This is a genomic window from Acidithiobacillus ferrivorans (genome assembly GCF_016250455.1).
GTDB lineage: Bacteria > Pseudomonadota > Gammaproteobacteria > Acidithiobacillales > Acidithiobacillaceae > Acidithiobacillus > Acidithiobacillus ferrivorans.
The window spans coordinates 1,536,397-1,559,011 of record NZ_CP059488.1; the positions used below are offsets into that span (position 1 = coordinate 1,536,397).

General features: G+C 55.5%; 29 protein-coding genes. 9 read left to right on the forward strand and 20 right to left on the reverse strand.

Annotated features, from left to right (window positions below; genetic code table 11):
- Positions 1-39 precede the first annotated feature (39 nt).
- From H2515_RS07610 to H2515_RS07705, 20 genes are all read right to left on the reverse strand, one after another.
- Positions 40-489, reverse strand: coding sequence for an RrF2 family transcriptional regulator (locus H2515_RS07610; protein ID WP_198661347.1), 450 nt, complete (start codon positions 487-489; stop codon positions 40-42).
- 16 nt (positions 490-505) lie between these two features.
- Positions 506-1,333: an SIR2 family NAD-dependent protein deacylase gene (locus tag H2515_RS07615; RefSeq protein ID WP_014029057.1), complete on the reverse strand. Its 828-nt coding sequence runs from the start codon at positions 1,331-1,333 to the stop codon at positions 506-508.
- 12 nt (positions 1,334-1,345) lie between these two features.
- Positions 1,346-1,570 carry a hypothetical protein gene (locus tag H2515_RS07620; protein WP_198661348.1) on the reverse strand — a complete coding sequence of 75 codons (225 nt, stop codon included), beginning with the start codon at positions 1,568-1,570 and terminating at the stop codon, positions 1,346-1,348.
- A gap of 10 nt (positions 1,571-1,580) precedes the next feature.
- Entirely contained in the window at positions 1,581-1,886 is a 306-nt protein-coding gene (locus H2515_RS07625; protein WP_014029055.1) for a 2Fe-2S iron-sulfur cluster-binding protein, read from the reverse strand.
- Between the two features lie 41 nt (positions 1,887-1,927).
- A complete protein-coding gene (locus H2515_RS07630; protein ID WP_198661349.1) occupies positions 1,928-3,070 on the reverse strand; it encodes a DegT/DnrJ/EryC1/StrS family aminotransferase in 1,143 nt (380 codons plus the stop codon).
- Positions 3,067-3,339, reverse strand: coding sequence for a hypothetical protein (locus H2515_RS07635; protein WP_198661350.1), 273 nt, complete (start codon positions 3,337-3,339; stop codon positions 3,067-3,069). Before H2515_RS07635 ends, H2515_RS07630 begins: the two co-directional genes overlap by 4 nt.
- Positions 3,340-3,343: 4 nt before the next feature.
- Entirely contained in the window at positions 3,344-3,553 is a 210-nt protein-coding gene (gene nifT, locus H2515_RS07640) for a putative nitrogen fixation protein NifT (protein ID WP_198661351.1), read from the reverse strand.
- Between the two features lie 12 nt (positions 3,554-3,565).
- Positions 3,566-4,750 (reverse strand): cysteine desulfurase family protein, encoded by a 1,185-nt coding sequence (locus H2515_RS07645; protein WP_014029051.1) that lies wholly within the window; start codon positions 4,748-4,750, stop codon positions 3,566-3,568.
- Positions 4,747-5,001: a nitrogen fixation protein NifZ gene (locus H2515_RS07650; protein WP_014029050.1), complete on the reverse strand. Its 255-nt coding sequence runs from the start codon at positions 4,999-5,001 to the stop codon at positions 4,747-4,749. The genes H2515_RS07645 and H2515_RS07650 overlap by 4 nt, the downstream gene beginning before the upstream one ends.
- Positions 4,998-5,300: a nitrogen fixation protein NifZ gene (locus H2515_RS07655; RefSeq protein ID WP_014029049.1), complete on the reverse strand. Its 303-nt coding sequence runs from the start codon at positions 5,298-5,300 to the stop codon at positions 4,998-5,000. Before H2515_RS07655 ends, H2515_RS07650 begins: the two co-directional genes overlap by 4 nt.
- Positions 5,288-6,079, reverse strand: a complete 792-nt coding sequence (locus H2515_RS07660; RefSeq protein ID WP_014029048.1) for a 4Fe4S-binding leucine-rich repeat protein — start codon at positions 6,077-6,079, stop codon at positions 5,288-5,290. The genes H2515_RS07655 and H2515_RS07660 overlap by 13 nt, the downstream gene beginning before the upstream one ends.
- Positions 6,072-6,584, reverse strand: coding sequence for a hypothetical protein (locus tag H2515_RS07665; RefSeq protein WP_198661352.1), 513 nt, complete (start codon positions 6,582-6,584; stop codon positions 6,072-6,074). The genes H2515_RS07660 and H2515_RS07665 overlap by 8 nt, the downstream gene beginning before the upstream one ends.
- Entirely contained in the window at positions 6,581-6,811 is a 231-nt protein-coding gene (locus tag H2515_RS07670) for a hypothetical protein (protein WP_081919384.1), read from the reverse strand. Before H2515_RS07670 ends, H2515_RS07665 begins: the two co-directional genes overlap by 4 nt.
- Positions 6,812-6,851: 40 nt before the next feature.
- Positions 6,852-7,187 (reverse strand): HesB/IscA family protein, encoded by a 336-nt coding sequence (locus H2515_RS07675; RefSeq protein WP_014029045.1) that lies wholly within the window; start codon positions 7,185-7,187, stop codon positions 6,852-6,854.
- A gap of 9 nt (positions 7,188-7,196) precedes the next feature.
- Positions 7,197-7,415, reverse strand: coding sequence for a 4Fe-4S binding protein (locus H2515_RS07680; protein WP_009563004.1), 219 nt, complete (start codon positions 7,413-7,415; stop codon positions 7,197-7,199).
- Positions 7,416-7,465: 50 nt separating this feature from the next.
- The gene (gene nifB, locus H2515_RS07685) at positions 7,466-9,034 is read right to left on the reverse strand and encodes a nitrogenase cofactor biosynthesis protein NifB (RefSeq protein ID WP_014029044.1); all 1,569 of its coding nucleotides are present in this window, start codon (positions 9,032-9,034) and stop codon (positions 7,466-7,468) included.
- A gap of 263 nt (positions 9,035-9,297) precedes the next feature.
- On the reverse strand, positions 9,298-10,935 hold the full coding sequence (gene nifA / locus H2515_RS07690; RefSeq protein WP_198661353.1) for a nif-specific transcriptional activator NifA: 1,638 nt from the start codon (positions 10,933-10,935) through the stop codon (positions 9,298-9,300).
- 25 nt (positions 10,936-10,960) lie between these two features.
- Positions 10,961-12,349: an ADP-ribosyl-[dinitrogen reductase] hydrolase gene (gene draG / locus H2515_RS07695; protein WP_198661354.1), complete on the reverse strand. Its 1,389-nt coding sequence runs from the start codon at positions 12,347-12,349 to the stop codon at positions 10,961-10,963.
- Positions 12,350-12,358: 9 nt separating this feature from the next.
- A complete protein-coding gene (locus H2515_RS07700) occupies positions 12,359-13,183 on the reverse strand; it encodes an NAD(+)--dinitrogen-reductase ADP-D-ribosyltransferase (RefSeq protein WP_049786845.1) in 825 nt (274 codons plus the stop codon).
- Between the two features lie 20 nt (positions 13,184-13,203).
- Positions 13,204-13,590: a DNA-binding transcriptional response regulator gene (locus H2515_RS07705; RefSeq protein ID WP_014029040.1), complete on the reverse strand. Its 387-nt coding sequence runs from the start codon at positions 13,588-13,590 to the stop codon at positions 13,204-13,206.
- A 460-nt stretch (positions 13,591-14,050) separates the two neighbouring features.
- On the opposite strand from H2515_RS07705, the gene nifH reads away from it, so the two are divergent.
- The 9 genes from nifH (at position 14,051) to H2515_RS07750 (ending at position 22,591) form a co-directional block, all read left to right on the forward strand.
- Positions 14,051-14,938: a nitrogenase iron protein gene (gene nifH, locus H2515_RS07710; RefSeq protein WP_014029039.1), complete on the forward strand. Its 888-nt coding sequence runs from the start codon at positions 14,051-14,053 to the stop codon at positions 14,936-14,938.
- Between the two features lie 61 nt (positions 14,939-14,999).
- Positions 15,000-16,478 carry a nitrogenase molybdenum-iron protein alpha chain gene (gene nifD, locus H2515_RS07715; RefSeq protein ID WP_223306811.1) on the forward strand — a complete coding sequence of 493 codons (1,479 nt, stop codon included), beginning with the start codon at positions 15,000-15,002 and terminating at the stop codon, positions 16,476-16,478.
- 78 nt (positions 16,479-16,556) lie between these two features.
- The gene (gene nifK, locus H2515_RS07720; protein WP_014029037.1) at positions 16,557-18,116 is read left to right on the forward strand and encodes a nitrogenase molybdenum-iron protein subunit beta; all 1,560 of its coding nucleotides are present in this window, start codon (positions 16,557-16,559) and stop codon (positions 18,114-18,116) included.
- A 67-nt stretch (positions 18,117-18,183) separates the two neighbouring features.
- The gene (locus H2515_RS07725) at positions 18,184-18,528 is read left to right on the forward strand and encodes a 2Fe-2S iron-sulfur cluster-binding protein (protein WP_198661355.1); all 345 of its coding nucleotides are present in this window, start codon (positions 18,184-18,186) and stop codon (positions 18,526-18,528) included.
- 24 nt (positions 18,529-18,552) lie between these two features.
- The gene (locus H2515_RS07730) at positions 18,553-18,897 is read left to right on the forward strand and encodes a 2Fe-2S iron-sulfur cluster binding domain-containing protein (protein WP_198661356.1); all 345 of its coding nucleotides are present in this window, start codon (positions 18,553-18,555) and stop codon (positions 18,895-18,897) included.
- A gap of 18 nt (positions 18,898-18,915) precedes the next feature.
- Positions 18,916-20,307 carry a nitrogenase iron-molybdenum cofactor biosynthesis protein NifE gene (nifE, locus tag H2515_RS07735; RefSeq protein WP_198661357.1) on the forward strand — a complete coding sequence of 464 codons (1,392 nt, stop codon included), beginning with the start codon at positions 18,916-18,918 and terminating at the stop codon, positions 20,305-20,307.
- On the forward strand, positions 20,304-21,665 hold the full coding sequence (gene nifN / locus H2515_RS07740) for a nitrogenase iron-molybdenum cofactor biosynthesis protein NifN (RefSeq protein ID WP_198661358.1): 1,362 nt from the start codon (positions 20,304-20,306) through the stop codon (positions 21,663-21,665). The genes nifE and nifN overlap by 4 nt, the downstream gene beginning before the upstream one ends.
- Positions 21,666-21,717: 52 nt before the next feature.
- Positions 21,718-22,134, forward strand: coding sequence for a nitrogen fixation protein NifX (gene nifX, locus H2515_RS07745; RefSeq protein WP_014029032.1), 417 nt, complete (start codon positions 21,718-21,720; stop codon positions 22,132-22,134).
- Positions 22,127-22,591 carry a NifX-associated nitrogen fixation protein gene (locus H2515_RS07750; protein WP_014029031.1) on the forward strand — a complete coding sequence of 155 codons (465 nt, stop codon included), beginning with the start codon at positions 22,127-22,129 and terminating at the stop codon, positions 22,589-22,591. Before nifX ends, H2515_RS07750 begins: the two co-directional genes overlap by 8 nt.
- The last annotated feature ends 24 nt before the right edge of the window (positions 22,592-22,615 follow it).

Sequence of the window (22,615 nt, forward strand, 5' to 3'; positions counted from 1 at the left end):
CGCGTATCAGGGGATTTTGATCAGCATGGGGCGCACCCGCTATCCCGCCTTGCGCAATAGCCGTAAATCATAGCGGCCATCGCGCACGGCCGCCGCCATCTGCCCTATCGTTTTCTGGCGAAGCAATTCCAACACCTTGTTTTTAATTGGTGACCATGCGTGGTGCGCAGGACAGGCGGTCGCATCTGTGCACTTGGCGAGGCCCAAAACGCATCCTTCGCCAAAAGGTTCACCGGCAATACGCTTCACCATCTCCAGAAGTCCCGATTCCCGGATTCCCGGCGCCAGCAGAAAACCGCCGCCGCGCCCCTTGAACGACTGAAGTATACCCTTCCCCGCCAATCCCCTGAGAATCTTCGCCAGGTAGGGAGAGGGCACGTCATAGAGATAGGCCGCCACATCCTGACCGCGCACACAGAGATCCTCCGGCTGCGCTGCCACGTACACCAAAGCCTGAAGCGCGTAGTCGCAGGTTTTGCTCCACAACATGGCCTTGTCCCCTGCTTTATCCCGCCTTGGCCACGGCGGCCCCGTCCAGCAACACGCTGGAGGGTATCTGGAGCACCTGTATTCCCTGCTCACGGACAAAACGTGCTTCGTTCCGGGTCAGCGGCGCTTCCATCAGGGCCCAATGACGATCCGTTGAACGCTTCATGATCTGACGGGCAAAATTGCGCTGCAACTGATCGTTGAAACGGCATCCGACAAAAAGAAAATGACGCCCGATGCGAATTTGTTGGACGATCTCCGGGATAGGCGTCTGAATGTCAATTTCCGTCAGCACTTCGACAAAATCCGTATCGGAAACGAGGTAATTGTTGGCCGGACTTTGCGAGCCCCAAGGCTCATACAGTATCGTGTCCCACTGGGCGGCGACGGCGGCGTCAACTGGTTGACCGGCGGCATTCATATATCCCGTCCAGTGGCCGAAATGCTCGGTCTGGCTGAGTCCCTGGATACGTCCCCAGCGTGTACCCTGTTCGGCCAAGGCCTTGGCCATACCATTGTCGTACCAGAGGTGGACGATCAACGGGAGTTTTCGGGCAGCCAGTTCGCGCTGCAAAGGATGGAGCGGCGGATCCCCGGCAAAGGCCTTGTCCATCATGCCCACGAGGGTCTTGCGATGCTTGAAGTTCTCGATATATTGCGCGGCTCCGGTGAGGTTGCGACGGACCTTGTGGGGTACCGTCACCTGGCTGCTGAGCAGCTCCGCCAATGCCGGCAACTCGCTGGGCAGCGTGGCACCGGCCTCTGGCAACAGACCAGGACCGAGATAAGGAATGATGCGCCCTTCCGCAAGGCCGCTGAAGATTTCCGAAAGATCCTTGTCCATAGTTATACTTCCTTATGTAACGGGGGAAAGAACTGCGGCCTTGATCTGTTCGATGACCGCTGGTTCGAGGCGAAAAGCACCCCTTCCGCCGGAGAGCGATTCATAACTATTGGACGAGTGTCTGCTCAGCGCATTGAACCAGTCCTGGGGACTGGTCCCGCTGGGACACTCGCCAATTTCCCGCACACTGCCATCATTGGCAAAGCGCACATGAATCACGACGAGTGTTTGTTCCATAATGGTCTCCTCATAAGCCTGAAGAAAATCCCAAAAGCTCGATGACAACATCTTCTTCGCCGATCATGGCCTGACAAGCCAGACGGGATTTGCTGCCGACGCCAACGATGGCATCCAGTCGCTCATTTTCCAGACGCTGGATTTTAGACACGCTCTTTCGACCTTCCTGGACGAAAATATGGCAGCTATCGCATTCACCTTTGCCTTCGCACTTCAGAACCATAGACTCACCAGCGGCAATCACTGCGGCAGCGAGACTGGCCCCCACGGGCATCTCGACGGTTTTACCACTGGGTTTGATGGTGATAATGGGCATTCAATCTTCTCCTCTATTAAAATGAACATAAAAACAATACACTAATAAATAGCGGCACCGGCACCGACATTAACGGATGCATCCTTCAGGGTTTCGATGATAAAGGCGATTTCCTCTTCTTCCAGACGTGGGTGAAAAGGCAGGATCAGGGTGCGATCGGATACCCGCACGGCGGTCGGGCAATGACCGCCGCCGCGCTCGCGATAATAGGATTGCGTATGCATGGGCAGGCAGTAAGAGGCCGCCTCGATACCCTGGGCGCGGAGATCGGTGACGATGGCATCCCGACTGCTGCGGCTGAATCGGGTGCCGAGATGTACTTCGTACACAAACCAGTGCACCGCGGTGGCATCCGGCCCATGGTAGGGATCCTTGATCCCTTCAAAGGACTTCATGTACTCAAAGTACAGTGCTTCCACCTGCTGCCGGCGTTGCAAAATACCGTCCAGACGGGCGAGCTGGACCAGCCCGATGGTGGCCTGAATATCGCTCATTTCTGCTTGCAGGGGTGGACGGGTAGGCGCCACCACCGAGCCCCGCTCACTGATGCCGCGCGCGCGGTATTGGCGCAGACGGCTGACCGTTTCGGTATCGTCCGTGACGATCATGGCACCTTCACCACAGACCAGGGCAGAGGGCTGGGCAAAGGCAAAAATAGCGCTGTCCCCGAAGCTGCCTACCAGTTTGTCCTGATAACGGGAGCCGATGGCCTCCGTCGAATCCTCCAGCAGCAGCAGGCCGTTTTCGTTGGCCATCCTGCGCAGCTCCTGCCAGAAGGCGGGATGCCCCTTGGTATTGCCGGCGAGAATCGCCCGGGTTTTCTCCGTGATCAGGGTCTCAGTCCCTTTGGGGGAGATCGTGCCGGAGTAGTAGTCGATATCGGCAAACACCGGCTGAGCTCCGTACCAGGCCAAGGCGTGGCCGATCTGCCACCAGCTATAGGGTGAGAGGATGACTTCATCGCCTGCCCTGAGCTCATAGGCACGCAGACAGAGCATCAGGGCGAGCGTCGGGCTGGCAACGGCGACAGCGTAGCGCCGCCCGTGATAGGCCGCAAAAACCGACTCAAATGCCTCCACCTGTTCCCCGGCGCTGATGTGGGTGGAACGCAATATCGCTTCCACCGCCGCCAGTTCGCTGGAGCTGATGTCCGGGTCCGACAGCGGTATTTCTGGTGCGCTCATGGCACGTTCCCATGCATGGCCAGCAGCAGGCCCGTTGCCGCCAGGGAATTTGCCGTGACCTTCCAGCAGTGGTCACGGGTATCGAGCAGATGCAGGTCAAAATATTCACCGGCACGGAAAGGCACGTCGCTGACATCGCTGGCGGGGCATTGGGTAATGGGCAGTCCGGGGAACTGAGTGCGCAGAACGGGCAGAACACCTTCGCCAGACCGGCAGACCGTCTGGCCCAGATCAAATAGCACCGCGATGTCCTCGTCAGTCAATTTCATGATCTCAGCCCTCCAGACGCCGAGCTTCTACGGTGATAGGCAGACGGGTATCACTGGGCATCTCCGGTAATTCCAGGCGCCAGCCGTTAGCCAACGTCACCACCCCGCCCCACAGTTCCGGCTTCTGACACTCGGTAATAGGTTCTTCAAGATCCTTCTTGGGCACATACGCCGTCAGCTCACCGGCAGCATTTTTACGAATCATCACCTTCATGGGGTATTCCTTTCAGTGTGCACAAGAAATTGCGGCACCAGCCGCCGTCATCGGTGGCATGTCCATCATGCCCAACAGAATGCCTGGTAATACGCGGAGCACCCGTTCCACATCCTCCGACCGGTTCAGGCGTCCAAAGGAGAAACGCAGCGAGGACAGCACCGCCGTTTTAGAAAAGCCCATAGCCGTCAGCACATGGGAAGGTTCCTGACCGCCAGCAGCACAGGCGGCACCGGCGGCCGCAGTAATGCCCTCCTGCTCCAGGCGATAGAGCAGCTCTTCACTATCCAGAGCGATGAATCCAATATTACTGGTATTGGGCAAACGCTCGGCATCCTGCCCGTGGATGCGCGCGCAGGGCATGAAGGCCAACAGGCCTTGTTCAAAATGATCGCGCAATCCCTGCAGGTAGCGAGCCTCGTGTTCGATATTGGTGAGCAGGCGAGCAGCCGCCGCAAAGCCAATAATACCTGGAACATTCTCAGTACCACCCCGGCGTCCCCGTTCCTGATGACCATGAAATAGTGGTGGTAAGGCAATGCCTTTGCGGACAAAGAGCGCCCCCACCCCCTTTGGCCCATGAATCTTGTGTGCAGAGCAGGATAGGAAATCCACGCCGGATGCGGCGGCATTCACCGGCAGCTTGCCGAGGGCCTGGGTCGCATCCGTATGGAAAAAAGCCCCCGCGTCATGAGCCATGGCCGCCGCTTCAACGATTGGAAAGAGCACACCCGTTTCATTGTTCGCCCACATGAGAGAAACCAGGGCGGTATCCGGACGCAAGGCGGCACGCAGGTCTGCGAGGTCCAGCCGCCCCTCTGCATCCACTGGCAGGTAACTCACTTCTATCCCGAGGCGCTCCAGATGCTGACACATCAACAGCACCGAGGGGTGCTCTACCTGGCTGGTGATCAGGTGGCGTCTGCCCTTGATCATGGAGAGCGCACCCAGGATCGCCGTATGATTGCCCTCGGTCGCGCCACTGGTGAAAATCAGTTCCGCGGGTGAAGCACCCAGCAACCTGCCCACGGCAACCCGCGCCTCACCCAAAACCTTCTTGACGCTTGCACCCGCTTCGGAGGCGCTGGAAGGATTGGCATATTCCGTGGACAAATAGGGCAACATGGCGTCCAGTGCCGCCGGTGCCAAGGCCGTTGTCGCATTGTTATCGAGATAAATGCTGCGCGTTATATTCATGATTTTGGCTCTCCGATGGGCAATATTTCCTCTTCCAGGCAACCCACCACCATGCCGTTGGCGAACTCCACGAGGTAGAGGGGCGTGTTGCTCTCCTCATGATGTCCTACCCGCACGATTTCTCCCGGACTGTCCTTGGCTACCAGCAAGGCCCCTTCGGCCTCCCCCGGATAAGTCCCGTCATTAAAAATATCATCGCCAGCCAATACCTTGAGGCCCCAATCAAATCGGGGGGGGCGCAAATCCATCATGAGATTTTCTCCTCCTGACTCGGATTGTATTCGATCAGTTCCAGTTCGCGGCCCTTCATACCGACCAGATGACCACGTTCATAAAAATCCACGCCATAAATATAAAATTGTTGCAAATAGGTGCCGATACTGATGATAAAACCGACATCGCCTTTTGTAACAATCACCTCGCCAATTTCGGCGCCGGTGAATGTCCCGTCATTTTTCACATGCTTGCGGGAACGGACTTTATCTCCATAATTGAACTCGGGTTCTGCGCCCAACTCCACCGTTGCACTGTCTCTGCTCATTCCGGCCATATCTCGCCCTCCCCCGGCAATCGTTGTCTGGAAAGCGCTTCGCCTTTCCCCAGGCGTTCCGCAGCACAACGACGCACCTCATAATCCGCGTCCGCCAACAGGCGGATTACCGCTTCCCGGCTCCCGCGCGCGGCCACCTCGTAGCGGATACGCCAATCCGCATCGTCAACCAGCGTGGAAAGAATCGACACCGGTACCCGTTCAATGGCATCCAGACGGACCCCGGGATCGTCGTCCTGCAACATTTTGACCAGGGCATCCACGCCGATGCGTTTGGCCACAACCCGCCGGACCTCCACATCGGAATCATGCATCATGAGCGGTAACAGGCCCTTGGGCAGACGCCGCGCCACCTCCAGACGTACGTAATAATCCGCATCGTGCATCATGGCCGGCAGGTTACGGTCATCCAGTCGCGCGGCCACCCGGATACGCACTTCCCGATGCGGATCGTGGATCATCCGCAGCAGATAGCGTTGCGGGAGCCTTTGCGCTACCGCCCAGCGCACGGTTTCGTCAGGATCGTCCATCAGTGCGGGCAAATGAAAAATATCCGCATAACGTGCGGCGCAAGCCCGCACCTCAAAGTAGCCGTGTTGCAGATAATCCTTGGCGATCTGTGGATTCCAGCGAAAAAAGCGATCCACCCTTTTGGCGTAACGATCATGCATACAGGCATGCAGTGCTTCGCACTTCACCTCCGGGATCCCGCGCTCCGGGCAGGCTTCACAGGAGACGGCACCACCCTGCCAGTCAATGGCCTCATCCGGATCACTCATCGTCGTCCTCCTCTTTTTTTTGCAGGACTTCCAGCAGCACCCGCGCCTGTATTTTGTCCGTCGGGTCCAGTTCGATGAGTTTGTCCATGATTTTGCTGCCCGTAGCTAGGTGACCCAGACGCAAATGCAGGTAACCATAGGCTTTCAGCACGAACATATAAAAGCGTGCCCGCGGTGCATCAAAACTGCCAAAGTCCGCCTGCCGCTCCCTTACCTTGCGCCAGTCCGGATCAATACCCAATTCTGCGGCGCTGCGCTGCAGACAGATACGGGCCGTTGCCAATGCCTCGTTCAGTCGGCCTTTATAGAAATAAAATTTGTACAAACCCAGGTAAACAAACATGTGCTCGGGGGCGATGGCGATGGCATCCATCAGGTGATCCTCGGCGCGCACATCGTCCGCATAGGAGCGCGCCGCGAGATGCAGATGGTGTTCCGCCGCCTCCGGCAGGAGGCCTTCATAGTAACGGCGGTTCAACCATTCATCGTCCCAGATATTGCTCATGCTGCACCCCTCTGCTTCACGGGGTTGAGCAGAGCCGCTTCACACTCCTCACAGCAGACATAACTGCTGTAAGCACGTGCGAGATGACGCTGCTCTCTGGCTGGTATACGGGTAAATATCTCCGCATGACGTAAATCGATAGCATCCAGATGCGAGGGAAGTGCTGCCGTATTCACTGCGCAACGATGGATAGTCGTGTTCGTATGATGAACGATCCAGGTTTCCATGTTTTCCTCCCTCCAATCTCTGCCATATCCCTACGGGGCATTATTCCTTGGGTGTAAATGAAGTTCCGCAACCGCAACTGGCCGCCGCATTCGGATTGGTAAAGACCAGCCCGGTATTCATCAGGCTATCCTCGCAATCGACGACGACGCCATTGAGAAAAGGGACACTTTTCTGTTCCAGCAGCACCGGAATGCCATTACTGGTGATGGCCACATCGCCTGGTTCCGGCACTTCGACAATACGAAAATCGTAAGACAGGCCAGAGCATCCGCCCGGCTTTACTGCAAGGCGGAAAGCACTGGCAGCATTGCCACCGCCAAAGGTGATCATCCGCTGGATAAAACGTTCCGCTTTCGGCGTAAAGGTGAGTTCCATGACCGGCTCCTAAGCGACGTAACGGGGATAGTTGTTGTCAATAATGCAGGTGTCATCCACCGGACATACCGCCACACACTGCGGTTCATCGAAATAATTTATGCATTCCGTACACTTGGCCGGATCGATCACGAAGGTGCCATTTTTTTCGGAAATGGCCATATTCGGGCATTCCGGTTCACAGGCCGAACAACTGGTGCATTGGGAACTGACGATTTTGAAAGCCATGATGTTTCTCCTTTTGACAAAAACGGGGGAGGATATCTCCCCCGACAACCTTACGCAGCTACATACGCCCCCTGCCGGATCTCCGCGTCTCCGCGCTGGCCATGAACAATGGCCCCACTACGGATGTTATCGAGATAATCCCGATAGTAGGCAATGACTGACTGCTCGATATATTCAAAGGCGTAACGATCCACCGCATCGATTCCCGCCGCTTCCAGCGAGGCTTTCGGACAGCCACCGATCTTGGCCACAAAAACTGCCGTACAATCGTTGATCGCGCGGATGATGGTGCTTTCCAGAGCTTCCTCTTCGCCATAACCGCCCTGGCAATAGAGGTCTACGCGACGGTGGCCGACAAACTTCGCGCCGGACGCACTCGCTTCATAAATCTGGAACTCGGTGGCATGCCCGAAGTGTTCATTGACCCGCCCGCTGCCTTTGGTTGCCACCGCGATCAAAATTTTGACATCGGATTGTTCGCCAGCCAGGGTTTCCAATTCAGCACGTTTGGCGTCCGCCGTTGCCTGACGCTCCTGCTCGACCAGCGACTGATAGGCCTTGCGCGATTCGAGGTCGTATTCCACATCCATCGCCATTACGGCTTCGGTCGTGAATTCTGCCGAACGGTCTTCGCCCAGCAGACCCACCGCGTCCGCCCGGCATTGCCGACAGTGGCGCATCATGTTCATTTCGCCTTCGCAACTGTCCTGCAGGGCTTTGAGTTCCTGAGCGGTCGGGCCACGCTGGCCGTTCAAACCGAAAACCGTGCCATGTTCAGGCGCAGAAATCAGAGGCATGATGTTGTGGAGGAAGGCCCCGCGGCTCTTGACTGCCCGGTTGACTTCCACCAGATGGTGATCATTGATGCCGGGGATCATGACCGAATTCACCTTACAGAGAATGCCGCGCTCGGTCAGCATTTCCAGTCCCTGCATTTGCCGATCGGTGAGTATCTGCGCCGCTTCACGCCCCTTGTAACGCTTGTTTTTGTAAAAAATCCAGGGATAGATCAGCGCGCCCACTTCCGCATCCACCATATTGATGGTGATGGTGACGTGATCCACATTGAAACCGGCAATAGTGTCTACATGGTCAGGGAGTGCCAGGCCATTGGTGGACAGGCAAAGCTTTATATCCGGCGCTGTTTTCGAGATCAGTTCAAAGGTCTTGAAAGTTTTCTCGGGGTTGGCCAGGGGATCACCCGGACCGGCAACGCCCAACACGGTCATTTGCGGAATGGTGGAGGCCACGGCCAGCACCTTTTTGGCCGCTTGCTCCGGCGTCAGTTTTTCACTGACCACGCCCGGACGACTTTCGTTGGCGCAGTCATATTTGCGGTTACAGTAATTGCACTGGATATTGCAGGCGGGCGCCACCGCGACATGCATACGGGCGTAATGATGATGCGCTTCTTCGCTATAACAGGGGTGATTCTTGACCTTTTCCCATATCTCCGGTGCCAGATCTCCCTGCCCCGCTCCGGTGCCACAACTGGCCTTGCCGGAACTGCCGCTCGTACCACAACCTTGGTGTTCTGCCTTTTGCTGCATGATCTCATCCAGATCCACCCCGTTATTGGGTGTGCTAATACTGGAAAGAGAAATTATTTGGGATGCCATGGGCGTAATCCTCCATACGGATCTTCAGTGAACGATGGAAAACCGCGCGCCTCATGGATGTATCGGCTTGCTCCTAAGAAGCTGACGCTTGCATTACCTATAGCAAAAGTAATGCCAACGTATAGAATGTTTATTTTTCAATATGTTATGATAATTCATCCGGTGCTTTGTCGGTAATATTACGTGTGTTTCCAGCACTGCGGCGAAAATTGTCGAAAACCGGACAAACGGGAAGGGGTAAAAATAATACGGCAGGCGCGAAGTTAGAGTTTTTTAACTTCCACGCCATGTTTATTGAGGGCATAACCGAGTTTACGGGTGGTCGTCCCCAACAAACGGGCGGCTTTGGCTTGTACCCAGCCACAGCGGTCCATGGCCTGGATCAGGCGATCCCTTTCTGACAAAGGTGCCGCACTCTCCTCATCGTTAGCGATCAACGCAGCCACCACGTGCCGCGCAGGCTCGGGCACGACGGGAGGCGATGTATTACTACTGCCTGACACCTTCATGGTGATGATGGGATGGCTCCCTTCCAGCGGTCGCAAGGCCATGGAGAGGCACTGATTGCGCTGACAGGGCACGTCGAGATTGCGGATGATATCACCGCGCATCATGGTGGCGGTGCGTTCGACGCAGTTTTCCAGTTCCCGCACATTGCCTGGCCAATAGCAGGACACCATGGTTTGCAAGGCTTCCGGGGTGAGGGTCAGCTTGCGTTGGTTGTCGGCGTTGTGACGGGCGAGGAAATGTTCGATCAGGGCGGGGATATCCTCACGACGTTCCCGCAGTGGGGGCAGGAAGATACTGACGACATTGATCCGGTAATAGAGATCGGCGCGGAATTCGCCCTTGCTCACCGCCTCTTCGAGATTGCGATTGGTGGCAGTGATAATGCGTACATTGACGCGCCGGGTCTGGCTGCCGCCCACCCGCTCGAATTCGCGCTCCTGCAACACCCGTAAGAGCTTGGCCTGGAAAGCCGGAGAGATATCCCCGATCTCGTCGAGAAACAGGGTGCCGCCGTCCGCCAGTTCAAAGCGCCCTTTGCGCTCCTGGGTGGCGCCGGTAAACGCACCGCGCTCATGTCCGAAGAGTTCAGATTCGAGAATACTTTCGGGGAGCGCCGCGCAATTGAGCGAAACAAAGGCTTTGTCGCGGCGGGGGCTGAGATAGTGAATGGCGCGGGCGATGACTTCCTTGCCGGTACCCGACTCACCGCGCAGCAACACGGTCGCCTTGCCTGGCGCCGCCTGGTGCACGTCAGAAAACACCGCCTGCATGGCCCGGCTGTTACCGATGACATTTTTGATGCTGTAACGTTTCTGTAACTCCTTCTGCAAGCGATGCTTTTCCTGCAAAAGGCGGTTTCGTTCCGCCGATATACCCTGATGCAGGTTAACGGTCTGTCCTACCAGATTGGCGATCATCTGCAACAAGCGCACATCCGAACGGAAACTTACGCCCTTGTGTCGCTCACTGCGATAGATGGCGAGCACGCCGATACACTCATACCCCACCTTAATCGGCACCCCTACAAAGGCATGCAAGCGCTGACTGATCTCCGGTTCAAAGGCGCGGTGCAGAAAAGCCGGTTCCTGAGAGACATCAGGAATCACTATCGGCATGCCGGCACGCATAATCTTGCCTATCATCCCTTCCCCTAACCGATAACGCCCCCGTTCTATTTCCGCAACGGACAATCCTGTGGCAGCGATTACCCCCACTATTTCCTCATTCATGCGCAATACAATCATGGACGGTGAGATATGCAGATGACTTTCCAGGGTCTTCAGAACATCGTTCAGGGTGTGTTCGAGATCCATGGAGGAGCTGAGCACCTTACTCACCTCGTAGATGGTCGTCAGCTCCTGAAAATGGTTGGGGGTTACGTGATCTTTCATGATAAGGCCCTCTTCTCTACAGCGCTCAGGAGGCGTTGGGGTGGGATGAGGCGGCTGGGGTTTTGCTGAGCCTGTGCGCCTGCCTGACGCTTGGGCAAGGCACGGAACGCCGACAATGGTCGGTACCAACGCCAGCGGCTTCAGCATACACGTCAAGAGATGTGGACGTCCACAGGCGCAATTGATCCTCAGAAAAACCGGCGGTTTTGGCGCCCGCCGCTTCCATGAGCGGGCGCCGAATGAGGAGTGGGTCGGACAGCATCGCGGCGAGTGCCCCGGCTTCCGTAAACGCCTCCGGAACGATCTCTCCCGACTTTATCCGCGGCGACGCCGGGTTGAACCACTCTGCCACGGGTCGATCCGCAAAATAGGGGCGCAGGGTTGCCGCCGTCCAGGCGGTCTTCAATAAGTCATGCACTTCCAGCACACAGCCGGCGGCCGTCAACAGTGCTTTCTGCCGCGCATTATTGGCACAGCCTGGTTTTTCGTAAAATAAGACACGCAGCGGTATGCTGACCGACAACTGCGCGTGATCCGCCCGCTCATCCCAAGCCAGAAGCTGATCCACCTGCGCCGCGATTTCTTTCTGAAGCGCGGGATCCAGACGCTGCAACCAGGCGCCGGGAAGCCCGCAAGTCCCGTACAGGGCTCCCGCCAGCATTCCCGCAAGGGCGCCCGTGGTGTCCGCATCCCCACCCTGATTTACCACCGTAATCAGGCAGTCTTTATAATTATCGGTATGGAACAGCGTATGCAGGACGGCGCGCACCGTATCCACAATATAGGGCGTAGGTGCCTGGGGAATTTCTTTGAAATCGAATTCCGGGTACCGTGCAACCAGTGCATCCGCCAGGCGCCGCACGGATGAAACGCCATCACCGCGTAGCGCGCAGCGCAACATCTCCCCCAGCGTCAGGGTGGCGATATCCGACAGCGGGTGATGGTGGGTCAGATGCGCCTGTTCTACACTGATTTGCCGGAAGGACGCGGGGGCGTTCAGGGTGGCCAGCACCACGGGGAGATTGCGTACGCACGCACCATTACCGGCATCCCATTCCGCCGGTTCGGCGGCGGTAGTGCCGTTGAGCATAAAGCGCCGGATTCCCCGGCGGCAGGTATTGCCCACATCCACGGGATGGCCGCGCAACCACTGCACCATCCCCTCGCCAAAGCGGGTAATGGACCATTGTTCATCGGCCAGAATGCTCCGCCCCAACACCAAACACATCTGGGTATCGTCGGTCACCTGTCCGGGCTGCAAATGCAGCCAGCCGCCACCGATCATATTGCGGTGGACGCCATATTCCTCCCGAATTTCCATGGGACTCATGAACTCCACTGTCGCGCCCAGGGCATCCCCGACAGCCAATCCCAGATAGGCACCTAACGCCCTCTCCCGCAAGTCGTAGCCCATTTCTCGTCCTCAGTAATAATACATGTGTGCCGTGTATTCACCGCCGATCACCAGATACTCACTCTCCGCCTGAAGTGCGCGACAGGGCAGCAGGCCCTTGAAAAACAGCAGCTTTACCAAAGGTACTTCCACCTCCAGTATGCAATCGCCGAATGCGCTGGCCACGTCCCGGTCGCTGCTGAAGGACACCAGGTTGTTCAGCCGGATCACCCCCTGCCGCGCCCCGGCTTTCCAGAGAATAGGATGTTCCGCAAAATCATTGGTTCCCCGGAACAAGCGCAAATGCCGTTGGCCCGATGCCAGAAAACGCCGCGCCGACCATTGTGCGAATTCAAACAACAGGTCAAGCTGCAACCAGATCGCATTATTATCAAATCGCCCTGACATTTTGTCGGTCATGTACTGAATCCAGGCGGCGTCACCCACACGGCCGATCACCTGCCGGTGAAAATTCGGCGCGATCCCGAACCGGCTCTCCACCCAGCCCTTCATAACCGCACCTTCCGGCGAATTGCTGTCATATCCCCAACCTTTGAGCAGGCGTAAGTAGCTGGCTCTGAAGCGTCGGCCCTTTGTCCGGTCATGCCCGCCAGCAAAAATCTCTTCCATGTACGCCTGGAAGACCTGTCCCGCCTCGCACTGTTCTTGCACCAGAGACAATTTCTGGAAAAGCGCGGGGTGCCCATCGCGCACCCCGGCGATATGTAGCGGCATCGGGAACGCATGAAATTCAGCACTGATCAACAGCCCGGACGGAATCCCGGTCAGATTGCTGCCGGGATTAGCGGCCGGTGAACGGGCGGGGCGCTGCTCCCCCAGGGAGTTCTCTACCAACAAAGACGTCCTTGATCCGGCTAATTCTGCAACACGGCAGCCACCTTGGCGCGGACATCCTCAAGCCGCAGCGGCTTATGTAGCAACACGAATCCCTTACTGATGGCGGGTTGGCTTAGGGCCGACCGCGCTTCCCCGACCACGAGCATCAGTCGTGCCTTGGGAAATTGTTCACTCACCGTTTCCACATTCAGCTGGCCTTCACCCAGCAGCGCCTCGCCAAGAATGATCAGGTCCGGCGGCCAATCCTGAGCTTTGGCGAGAGCAGCTTGGAGACTGGCGATTTCGTGGGTTTCATATTCATCATGAAGCATGAATTGCACCGCCATACGCCCAATCTCATCCGTATCCAGCACAAAAATGCGCCGATTACCCACCGCGAGATCACAATCCACACCGATCTGCATATCGTCCTCCCAAAATTGAGCAAGCCTTTTTGCTTGAATGGAGAATTAAAGCAGTATTTATGCCATATATTTCCACTTACGCCTTCAGCACCCGAATATCCGCCTGGCAGAGCCAAAAAATATGATCATCTTCCAGATAAGGCACTAAGCCATTCAAACAAAAGTGAATTTGTTAAAGCTTATGGAGGCTGCCCCGACGATCCAATAGCAGTACTAGGCATGACGCAAGCGCGTCAACGCTGTGTGCTTCCTGACATAGAAGGTGCGTTTTGTAGGTTTTCAAACAGCCCGCATGAGACCCCACAGAAAGCATTATTTTACATATAAAATAATGTGTTATGTAGATGCTTTCAGGCCTGGCACGGCACTTGCAACGGTCTGGATGGAAAGCGACTCTTCCCAGCTTTTGGGGGCTTCCACCTGACAAATTTAGGTCATTTTTGAAACAGGAGACATGACAATGAGTAAATTAAGGCAAATCGCCTTTTATGGTAAGGGAGGCATTGGTAAGTCCACCACCTCCCAAAACACTTTGGCGGCTCTATCGGAAATGGGCCAAAAGATTCTCATCGTTGGCTGCGATCCGAAGGCTGACTCCACCCGTTTGATTCTGCATTCCAAGGCACAGGACACCGTACTGAGCCTCGCCGCGGAAGCTGGCAGTGTGGAAGACCTGGAACTGGAAGATGTCATGAAAGTCGGGTACCGCGACATCCGCTGCGTAGAGTCCGGTGGTCCTGAGCCGGGTGTTGGTTGCGCGGGTCGTGGCGTGATCACCTCCATTAACTTCCTGGAAGAGAATGGGGCCTATGACGGTGCCGACTATGTCTCCTACGACGTATTGGGCGACGTGGTGTGTGGTGGCTTCGCGATGCCTATCCGCGAAAACAAGGCGCAGGAAATCTATATCGTCATGTCCGGCGAAATGATGGCCATGTATGCCGCTAACAACATCTCCAAGGGCGTGCTCAAGTATGCCAATTCGGGCGGCGTGCGCTTGGGTGGGCTGATCTGTAACGAGCGTCAGACCGACAAGGAACTGGAACTGGCGGATGCGCTGGCCGGCAAACTGGGCACCAGGCTCATTCACTTCATACCCCGCGATAACATTGTGCAGCATGCGGAACTGCGGCGGATGACGGTGCTGGAATATGCACCGGAATCCAAGCAGGCCGAGGAATATCGTCAGTTGGCGCAGAAAATCCATGCCAATGCCGGTAACGGCACGATCCCAACCCCGATCACCATGGACGAGTTGGAAGACATGCTCATGGAGTTCGGCATCATGCAGAAGGAAGATGCCAGCCTGATCGGCAAATCAGCCGCCGAGCTGGCTGCAGCAGTCTGAGTACCCGAGGGCACCCGACCGTATGGGGCTGCCCTCACTTTTCCTAGCTATAAGGAGAGATATGATGAGCATTACCGCTGAAGAAACCAGGGAGCAGATGGTCGCGGAAACCAAAACGCGGAATCGTGCCCTGATTGATGAAGTACTGAAGGTCTATCCGGAGAAAACCGCCAAAAGACGCGCCAAACATTTAGGTGTGTATGAGGAGGGAAAATCGGATTGCGGGGTTAAATCGAATATCAAGTCGGTGCCCGGCGTTATGACCATTCGTGGTTGTGCCTATGCCGGCTCCAAGGGCGTGGTCTGGGGCCCGATCAAGGACATGATTCATATTTCCCACGGACCCGTCGGCTGCGGTCAGTATTCCTGGGCCTCACGCCGTAACTATTATATCGGTACTACGGGTGTGGATACCTTTGTCACGATGCAGTTCACTTCCGATTTCCAGGAAAAAGACATCGTTTTCGGCGGTGATAAGAAACTCGAAAAGATCATGGATGAAATCGAGGATCTCTTCCCTTTGAACCACGGTATTACCGTGCAATCGGAATGCCCCATCGGCCTGATCGGAGACGACATCGAAGCGGTATCCAAAAAGAAGTCGAAGGAATACGGTGGCAAAACCATTGTTCCGGTGCGTTGTGAGGGCTTCCGGGGGGTATCCCAATCGCTCGGCCACCATATCGCCAACGACAGTATCCGCGACTATGTCTTCGAAAAGCAGGGCGCAGAACCCAAGGCTTTCGAAAAGACCCCTTATGATGTCGCCATTATTGGTGACTATAACATCGGTGGTGATGCCTGGAGTTCGCGTATCCTTCTGGAAGAGATGGGTCTGCGGGTGATTGCCCAGTGGTCTGGTGACGGTTCTTTGGCTGAATTGGAGAACACCCCCATGGCCAAATTGAATGTCCTGCACTGCTATCGTTCCATGAACTACATCTCCCGCTATATGGAAGAAAAACATGGCGTGCCGTGGGTCGAGTACAACTTCTTCGGACCTTCCAAAATTGCCGAGTCCCTGCGGACGATCGCCGGTTATTTTGATGATCACATCAAGGAAGGCGCGGAACGAGTCATTGAGAAGTATAACCGCCTCACCGAGGAAGTGATCGCCAAATACCGGCCACGTCTGGATGGAAGAACGGTCATGCTTTTTGTCGGTGGCTTGCGTCCTCGGCATGTGATCGGCGCCTATGAGGATCTCGGCATGAATGTGGTCGGAACCGGTTATGAATTCGGGCATAACGACGACTACCAGCGGACCACCCATTATGTGAAAGACGGCACGCTGATTTATGACGATGTGACCGGCTACGAGTTTGAAAAGATGGTGGAAGCCATCCAACCTGATCTCGTGGGTTCCGGCATCAAGGAAAAGTATGTCTTCCAGAAAATGGGCGTACCTTTCCGGCAGATGCACTCCTGGGACTATTCCGGTCCTTATCACGGCTATGACGGCTTCGCCATCTTCGCCCGGGATATGGATATGGCCATCAACAACCCCGTGTGGAGTTTGACCAAAACGCCCTGGGAGTAAGCCCCGTGGGGGCGGCACCTGCCGCCCGCTTATCGGCGGATAACGGACCGCCCCAACGATCGAATGAGGAATAACGCCATGAGTCAGAACGCTGAAAAGGTGCTTGATCACTTCAACCTGTTCCGTGAACCGGAATACCAGGAGATGCTCAAGAACAAGAAGGAACAATTTGAGAATCCCGAGCCTGCCGACAAGCTCGTGCAGGTCCGTGAGTGGACAAAGACGTGGGAATATCGGGAAAAGAATTTTGCCCGTGAAGCCTTGACGGTAAATCCGGCCAAGGCCTGCCAACCCCTGGGTGCCGTGTTTGCGGCGGTGGGCTTTGAGAGCACCATGCCTTTTGTGCATGGATCGCAGGGTTGCGTCGCTTATTATCGCAGCCATCTGAGTCGGCATTTTAAGGAACCGACTTCCTGTGTGTCCTCTTCCATGACCGAGGATGCCGCAGTATTCGGCGGCCTCAACAACATGATTGACGGCCTCGCCAATACCTACGCCATGTACAAGCCCAAGATGATTGCCGTTTCCACCACCTGTATGGCGGAAGTGATCGGTGACGACCTGAACGCCTTCATCAAAACCTCCAAGGAAAAAGGCAGCGTACCAGAAGCGTATGACGTGCCTTTCGCCCATACTCCGGCCTTCGTCGGCAGCCATATCACCGGCTATGACAATGCTTTGAAGGGTATACTGGCCCATTTTTGGGACGGCAAGGCGGGTACCGTACCGGCACTCGTGCGCGAAGCCAACGAGAAGATCAACTTCATTGGCGGCTTTGATGGTTATACCGTCGGTAACACCCGTGAAGTGAAGCGCATCCTGGACCTCATGAATCTGGAATATACGATTCTGGCCGACACCAGCGATGTTTTTGATACGCCGAGCGACGGGAAATTCCGCATGTATGACGGCGGTACCACTTTGGAAGACACGGCCGCAGCCTTGAATGCCAAAGCCACTTTCTCCATGCAGGAATATTGCACGGAAAAGACTTTGCCTTTCATTGCGGAGCATGGTCAGGAAGTCGTTGCTCTGAATTGCCCCATCGGTGTATCGGGTACGGACAAATTCATTATGGAATTAGCCCGCGTCAGCGGCAAAGCGATTCCCGATGAACTGAAAAAAGAACGCGGACGCCTGGTAGACGCTATTGCGGATTCCACGGCACATATCCATGGCAAAAAATTCGCCCTCTATGGTGATCCGGATCAGTGTCTCGGTCTGGCGGCCTTCCTGATGGAACTGGGCGGTGAACCCACCCATGTGCTGGCTACCAATGGAACCAAGCACTGGGCGGAAAAAGTGCAGGCGCTGTTCGATAGTTCTCCCTTCGGCAAGGATTGTCATGTCTATGCCGGCAAGGATCTCTGGCATATGCGCAGCCTGCTGTTCACCGAGCCGGTGGATTTCCTCTTCGGCAATACCTACGGAAAATATCTGGAACGCGATACCGGCACGCCCCTTATCCGTTATGGCTTCCCGATTTTCGATCGCCATCATCATCACCGTTACCCCATCTGGGGCTATCAGGGCGGTCTCAATATGCTGGTGCGCATATTGGATAAGATTTTTGATGAGATCGACAATAACAGCAATGTACCGAGCCAAAGCGACTACAGTTTCGACATTATTCGTTAATCGTTGAACCGACGAAGTTTTAGCTATTCGGCGGCGTGACTACGCCGCCACTCTAAGGAGCAGTAACATGGCAGATGTCACTTTCACCTCCCCAAAAATGGCTAAAGACCTTACGGTTTATGCCACAGCGGGTGATTGTCACACCCTATTATCCGTAGCCAAGGCGCATAAGGTGCCGATTGAATTTGAATGCGAAAATGGTGAATGTGGGTCCTGCTCAATACAGGTGGTGGTGATGGCAGATACACCCATGGCTATTCACCTCACTGAAAAGGAAAAAACAGTTCTCCGGTTTTCTGGAAAAATCAGCAAAGAACAAATTGAAGACGCGGAGGTGAGGGATATGCCTCCACCATGGCGCCTGGCATGCCAGTACATCGTGCGCGATGAGGATATTCTGGTAAGGCTCTGAATTTTATTTCGTGAGGATAGAGCGATGGGAGAGGTGCAATTTATTTCACCGCGTATCGGAGGTGACTGGTCTATTTCCTGTCACAACCATCATCCCATCTCTCTCCTGAAGATGGCTCGGCTGTGGAATGTGCCGTTACCTGTCAGTTGCGGGAAAGGGGCTTGCAGGGCCTGCACCGTGAAGGTGGTGCCACAGGGGAAGCAACAGCAGTTGTCTCTGACGACTTTTGAAAAGGAAACATTGCACGCCCTGGGCAAGCTCCCCGCCGTGCTGGCCGGTGAAGGCAAGAAACCGTGGGTAGGTCCCTATTGGCGGCTGGCCTGCCAGTGCATAGTGGGACCCGGTGATCAATTCTTTGTCGCATTCTGACTTACCAGGAGGTGCTTTATGTTGCAGAACAAAATCCAGGAGGTTTTTAATGAGCCGGGATGCAGCAAGAACCAGAGCAAGTCTGACAAAGAACGCAAAAAGGGCTGCACCAAGGCGCTGCAACCCGGTGGTGCGGCTGGCGGTTGCGCTTTCGATGGCGCAAAAATTGCCTTGCAGCCCATCACCGACGTCGCCCACCTGGTTCACGGCCCCATCGCCTGTGAGGGCAACTCCTGGGATAATCGCGGTTCAAAATCCTCTGGATCGCAACTGTATCGTACCGGCTTTACGACCGACATCAACGAACTGGATGTCGTCTATGGTGGTGAAAAACACCTCTTCAAATCCATCAAAGAGATCATCGATAAATACGATCCACCAGCGGTGTTTGTCTATCAGACCTGCGTACCGGCGATGATCGGGGATGATATCGAAGCCGTTTGCAAAGCGGCCAGTCAGAAATTTGCAAAGCCCATCATTCCCGTCAATTCTCCGGGCTTTGTCGGCGCCAAGAATCTCGGCAACAAGCTGGCCGGAGAGGCCCTGCTCGATTATGTCATCGGCACGGAAGAACCGGAATATAGCACACCCTATGACATTAACATCATCGGCGAATACAACCTTTCCGGTGAACTCTGGCAGGTCAAGCCGCTCCTCGATCATTTGGGAATCCGGGTAACCTGCTGTATCAGCGGTGACGCCAAATATCACGACGTGGCGCAATCCCATCGCGCTCGGGCCAATATGATGGTCTGCTCTAAATCCATGATCAATATTGCGCGCAAAATGGAAGAGCGTTATCAGATTCCGTTCTTTGAAGGGTCATTTTATGGAATATCTGATACCACAGAATCGCTTCGGGAAATTACACGCCTATTGATCCAGCAGGGTGCTCCCGAAGAACTCCGGGACCGCACCGAGGCGCTGATTGTCCGGGAAGAGGCCAGGGCCTGGCAGCGTATCGCCGAATATACCCATCGTCTGCGCGGCAAACGCGTGCTGCTCTTTACCGGAGGCGTTAAATCCTGGTCGGTGGTGTCCGCATTGCAGGAAGGCGGGATGGAAGTGGTGGGGACCAGTGTCAAGAAATCCACCAAGGAAGACAAAGAAAAAATCAAGGAACTCATGGGTCAGGACGCGCACATGATTGATGACATGACGCCGCGGGAAATGTACAAGATGTTTCAGGAGGCGCGTGCGGATGTGTTGCTGTCGGGTGGCCGCTCCCAGTTTGCCGCCCTCAAAAACAAAATGCCCTGGGTGGACATTAACCAGGAACGCCATCACGCCTATAACGGTTACGAAGGGATGGTCAATCTGGTGAAACAGATCGATTTGGCCCTCTACAACCCCATGTGGACCTTACTGCGCAAACCCGCACCCTGGGATATGCGGGAGGCACGGGCATGAGCACCGTCATTCAGAACCGCAAAGCCTGTACGGTCAACCCCCTCAAAATGAGTCAGCCCATCGGCGGCGCCCTGGCCTTCATGGGCATCGCCGATTGCATGCCTATGCTGCATGGTTCTCAGGGCTGTACCGCCTTTGGTCTGGTGCTTTTTCAGCGCCATTTTAACGAGGGTATACCCATGCAGACCACCGCCATGAGTGAAGTGGCGACGGTCATGGGCGGGTTGGATAATATCGGTATCGCTATTCTCAGCATTCAGCAGCGCACCAAACCGGCCATCATCGGCATCTGTTCCACCGGCGTCACCGAGACCAAAGGCGATGATGTGGATGGTTATCTCAAAAACTTTCGCGCCAGCCATCCCGAACTGGACCAGCTAGCCCTGGTTTACGTCTCGACCCCAGATTTTAAGGATGCTTTTCAGGACGGCTGGGCCAAGGCTGTGGAGAGCATGGTGAAGGACTTGGCCGAACCCAGCAGCGCGCGCCGGGAAGGTTCCGTCAATTTCCTCGTGGGGTCCCATCTCACCGCTGCGGACATCGAGGAACTCCGGGAGATCAGTGAATCCTTTGGGCTGGAAACGACCATCCTGCCTGATATTTCTGGGTCAATGGATGGCCACATTCCAGACGACTTCACGCCCAATACCCTGGGCGGCACGCCAGTGGATGCCATCCGGCGCATGGGCGAGGCAGAACTGACTATTGCCCTGGGCGAACAAATGCGTCCTGGGGCAGAAGCCCTGATGAGCAAGACCGGCCAACCTTATGTGCTCTTCGATCGCATTACCGGCATCGAAGCGACGGATCAGCTGTTGGATTGCCTGAGTCAGTTGAGCGGACAACCGGTGCCCGGCAAATATCGTCGGCAACGCAGTCAGTTGATCGACGCCATGCTCGACAGTCATTTTTTCTTCGGCGGCAAAAAAATCGCCATCGGCGCCGAGCCTGACCTGCTCTGGAATATCGGATCGTGGTTCAACGAAATGGGGGCGATCATCACGGCTGCAGTGACCACCACCCACTCGCCGCTACTGGAACAGATGCCTTGTGAAGAAGTGCTCATCGGTGATCTGGAAGACCTGGAGGCGCGGAGTGCTGGATGTGACTTGCTCATCACCCACTCCCATGGACGGCAGGCGGCGGCGCGCCTGGAGATCGCTTTCCTGCGCATGGGACTGCCTATTTTTGACCAGCTCGGCGCCGCCCATCGTCTGTCTCTTGGCTATCGCGGTGCCCGCGATCTGACCTTCGAGATCGGCAACCTGTTAATGGCACAGGAAGAGGAAAATCGTCCAGATAGTTGGCCATTACCCATGGAGGATCACGATGCACATGCGCCGTTTGCGTTTGGTTAAGGACGCGGAACGCAGTAGTCATTTTTTATCTGGCCAAAGCCGAGGAGGCACCATGAAAGTCGCATTTTCAACTCAGGATATGCAGAGAGTCGATGCCCATTTCGGCTGGGCGAAAAACATCGCTATTTATGAACTCAGCCCAGAAGGCCACCATTTTCTGGAAGCCGTACAATTTGATGGTGAACTTGCCGAAGATGGCAACGAAGATAAACTGGCCCCCAAGCTGGAGGCTATCAAGGATTGTGCCATTTTATATGTGGCCGCTATTGGCGGCTCTGGTGCGGCGCGCGTAGTCGCCATGAAAATTCATCCCATCAAGGTGAATGAACCGGAGCTTATCAACGAAATACTCGACAAACTACAGGTCGTGTTACAGGGAAACCCGCCCCCCTGGCTGCGCAAAGTCATGAACAAGGGTGCAGAAAAAGCGTTTAATTTTGATGACGAAGAGGAGTTGAACCATGCCTGAGAATGCTACCGTGGCCATCGTGCCGGAAGAGTCCCTGTTTTTTCGCGAACTGGTCAAGCAGTGGCGGGCACAGGATAGCTATGGTGCCTGGGAAAAAAAGTCCGACCTGGAGCTGCTGGCACCCTACGTGCTGGATAAGGAGCAGCGCCGGGCGATACCCATTATTGGCGATCCTGATCCCGAAATGCTTTGGCGGGTAGAACTTTTTTATAACGCCGTGGGGTTGGCTACGGAGCGTGTTTCCGGAGTCATGGTATCTCCCATGATGAAAATGAGTCATGAAGGCTTTGGCCGCATGGTGCTGATTGCCGGACGGCTGATCGTCGTCAACAAACAGTTGCGCGATGTGCATCGTTTTGGCTTCCCCAGCATGGAAAAACTGGCCGAAGAAGGTGACAAACTGGTAGCAGGTGCCTTGGAAATGATCGAGAAATTTCCGGAGGTGGCCCGCTTTTGACCCTTGAACCAGCGTAACTCACGC

Bases quoted from the DNA above. Each gene is read 5' to 3' on its own strand.
- nifX (WP_014029032.1), top strand. From the start codon at position 21,718: ATGAAAGTCGCATTTTCAACTCAGGATATGCAGAGAGTCGATGCCCAT.
- H2515_RS07625 (WP_014029055.1), bottom strand. From the start codon at position 1,886: ATGCCCATTATCACCATCAAACCCAGTGGTAAAACCGTCGAGATGCCC.
- H2515_RS07660 (WP_014029048.1), bottom strand. From the start codon at position 6,079: ATGAGTGATCCGGATGAGGCCATTGACTGGCAGGGTGGTGCCGTCTCC.
- H2515_RS07610 (WP_198661347.1), bottom strand. From the start codon at position 489: ATGTTGTGGAGCAAAACCTGCGACTACGCGCTTCAGGCTTTGGTGTAC.
- H2515_RS07645 (WP_014029051.1), bottom strand. From the start codon at position 4,750: ATGAATATAACGCGCAGCATTTATCTCGATAACAATGCGACAACGGCC.
- H2515_RS07655 (WP_014029049.1), bottom strand. From the start codon at position 5,300: ATGGCCGGAATGAGCAGAGACAGTGCAACGGTGGAGTTGGGCGCAGAA.
- nifK (WP_014029037.1), top strand. From the start codon at position 16,557: ATGAGTCAGAACGCTGAAAAGGTGCTTGATCACTTCAACCTGTTCCGT.
- draG (WP_198661354.1), bottom strand. From the start codon at position 12,349: ATGGGCTACGACTTGCGGGAGAGGGCGTTAGGTGCCTATCTGGGATTG.
- nifE (WP_198661357.1), top strand. From the start codon at position 18,916: ATGTTGCAGAACAAAATCCAGGAGGTTTTTAATGAGCCGGGATGCAGC.
- nifT (WP_198661351.1), bottom strand. From the start codon at position 3,553: ATGAAGGTGATGATTCGTAAAAATGCTGCCGGTGAGCTGACGGCGTAT.
- H2515_RS07620 (WP_198661348.1), bottom strand. From the start codon at position 1,570: ATGGAACAAACACTCGTCGTGATTCATGTGCGCTTTGCCAATGATGGC.
- H2515_RS07670 (WP_081919384.1), bottom strand. From the start codon at position 6,811: ATGGAAACCTGGATCGTTCATCATACGAACACGACTATCCATCGTTGC.
- H2515_RS07750 (WP_014029031.1), top strand. From the start codon at position 22,127: ATGCCTGAGAATGCTACCGTGGCCATCGTGCCGGAAGAGTCCCTGTTT.
- H2515_RS07650 (WP_014029050.1), bottom strand. From the start codon at position 5,001: ATGATGGATTTGCGCCCCCCCCGATTTGATTGGGGCCTCAAGGTATTG.
- nifD (WP_223306811.1), top strand. From the start codon at position 15,000: ATGATGAGCATTACCGCTGAAGAAACCAGGGAGCAGATGGTCGCGGAA.
- H2515_RS07615 (WP_014029057.1), bottom strand. From the start codon at position 1,333: ATGGACAAGGATCTTTCGGAAATCTTCAGCGGCCTTGCGGAAGGGCGC.
- nifB (WP_014029044.1), bottom strand. From the start codon at position 9,034: ATGGCATCCCAAATAATTTCTCTTTCCAGTATTAGCACACCCAATAAC.
- H2515_RS07675 (WP_014029045.1), bottom strand. From the start codon at position 7,187: ATGGAACTCACCTTTACGCCGAAAGCGGAACGTTTTATCCAGCGGATG.
- H2515_RS07635 (WP_198661350.1), bottom strand. From the start codon at position 3,339: ATGAAATTGACTGACGAGGACATCGCGGTGCTATTTGATCTGGGCCAG.
- nifA (WP_198661353.1), bottom strand. From the start codon at position 10,935: ATGAAAGATCACGTAACCCCCAACCATTTTCAGGAGCTGACGACCATC.
- H2515_RS07665 (WP_198661352.1), bottom strand. From the start codon at position 6,584: ATGAGCAATATCTGGGACGATGAATGGTTGAACCGCCGTTACTATGAA.
- nifN (WP_198661358.1), top strand. From the start codon at position 20,304: ATGAGCACCGTCATTCAGAACCGCAAAGCCTGTACGGTCAACCCCCTC.
- H2515_RS07725 (WP_198661355.1), top strand. From the start codon at position 18,184: ATGGCAGATGTCACTTTCACCTCCCCAAAAATGGCTAAAGACCTTACG.
- H2515_RS07680 (WP_009563004.1), bottom strand. From the start codon at position 7,415: ATGGCTTTCAAAATCGTCAGTTCCCAATGCACCAGTTGTTCGGCCTGT.
- H2515_RS07705 (WP_014029040.1), bottom strand. From the start codon at position 13,590: ATGCAGATCGGTGTGGATTGTGATCTCGCGGTGGGTAATCGGCGCATT.
- nifH (WP_014029039.1), top strand. From the start codon at position 14,051: ATGAGTAAATTAAGGCAAATCGCCTTTTATGGTAAGGGAGGCATTGGT.
- H2515_RS07730 (WP_198661356.1), top strand. From the start codon at position 18,553: ATGGGAGAGGTGCAATTTATTTCACCGCGTATCGGAGGTGACTGGTCT.
- H2515_RS07630 (WP_198661349.1), bottom strand. From the start codon at position 3,070: ATGAGCGCACCAGAAATACCGCTGTCGGACCCGGACATCAGCTCCAGC.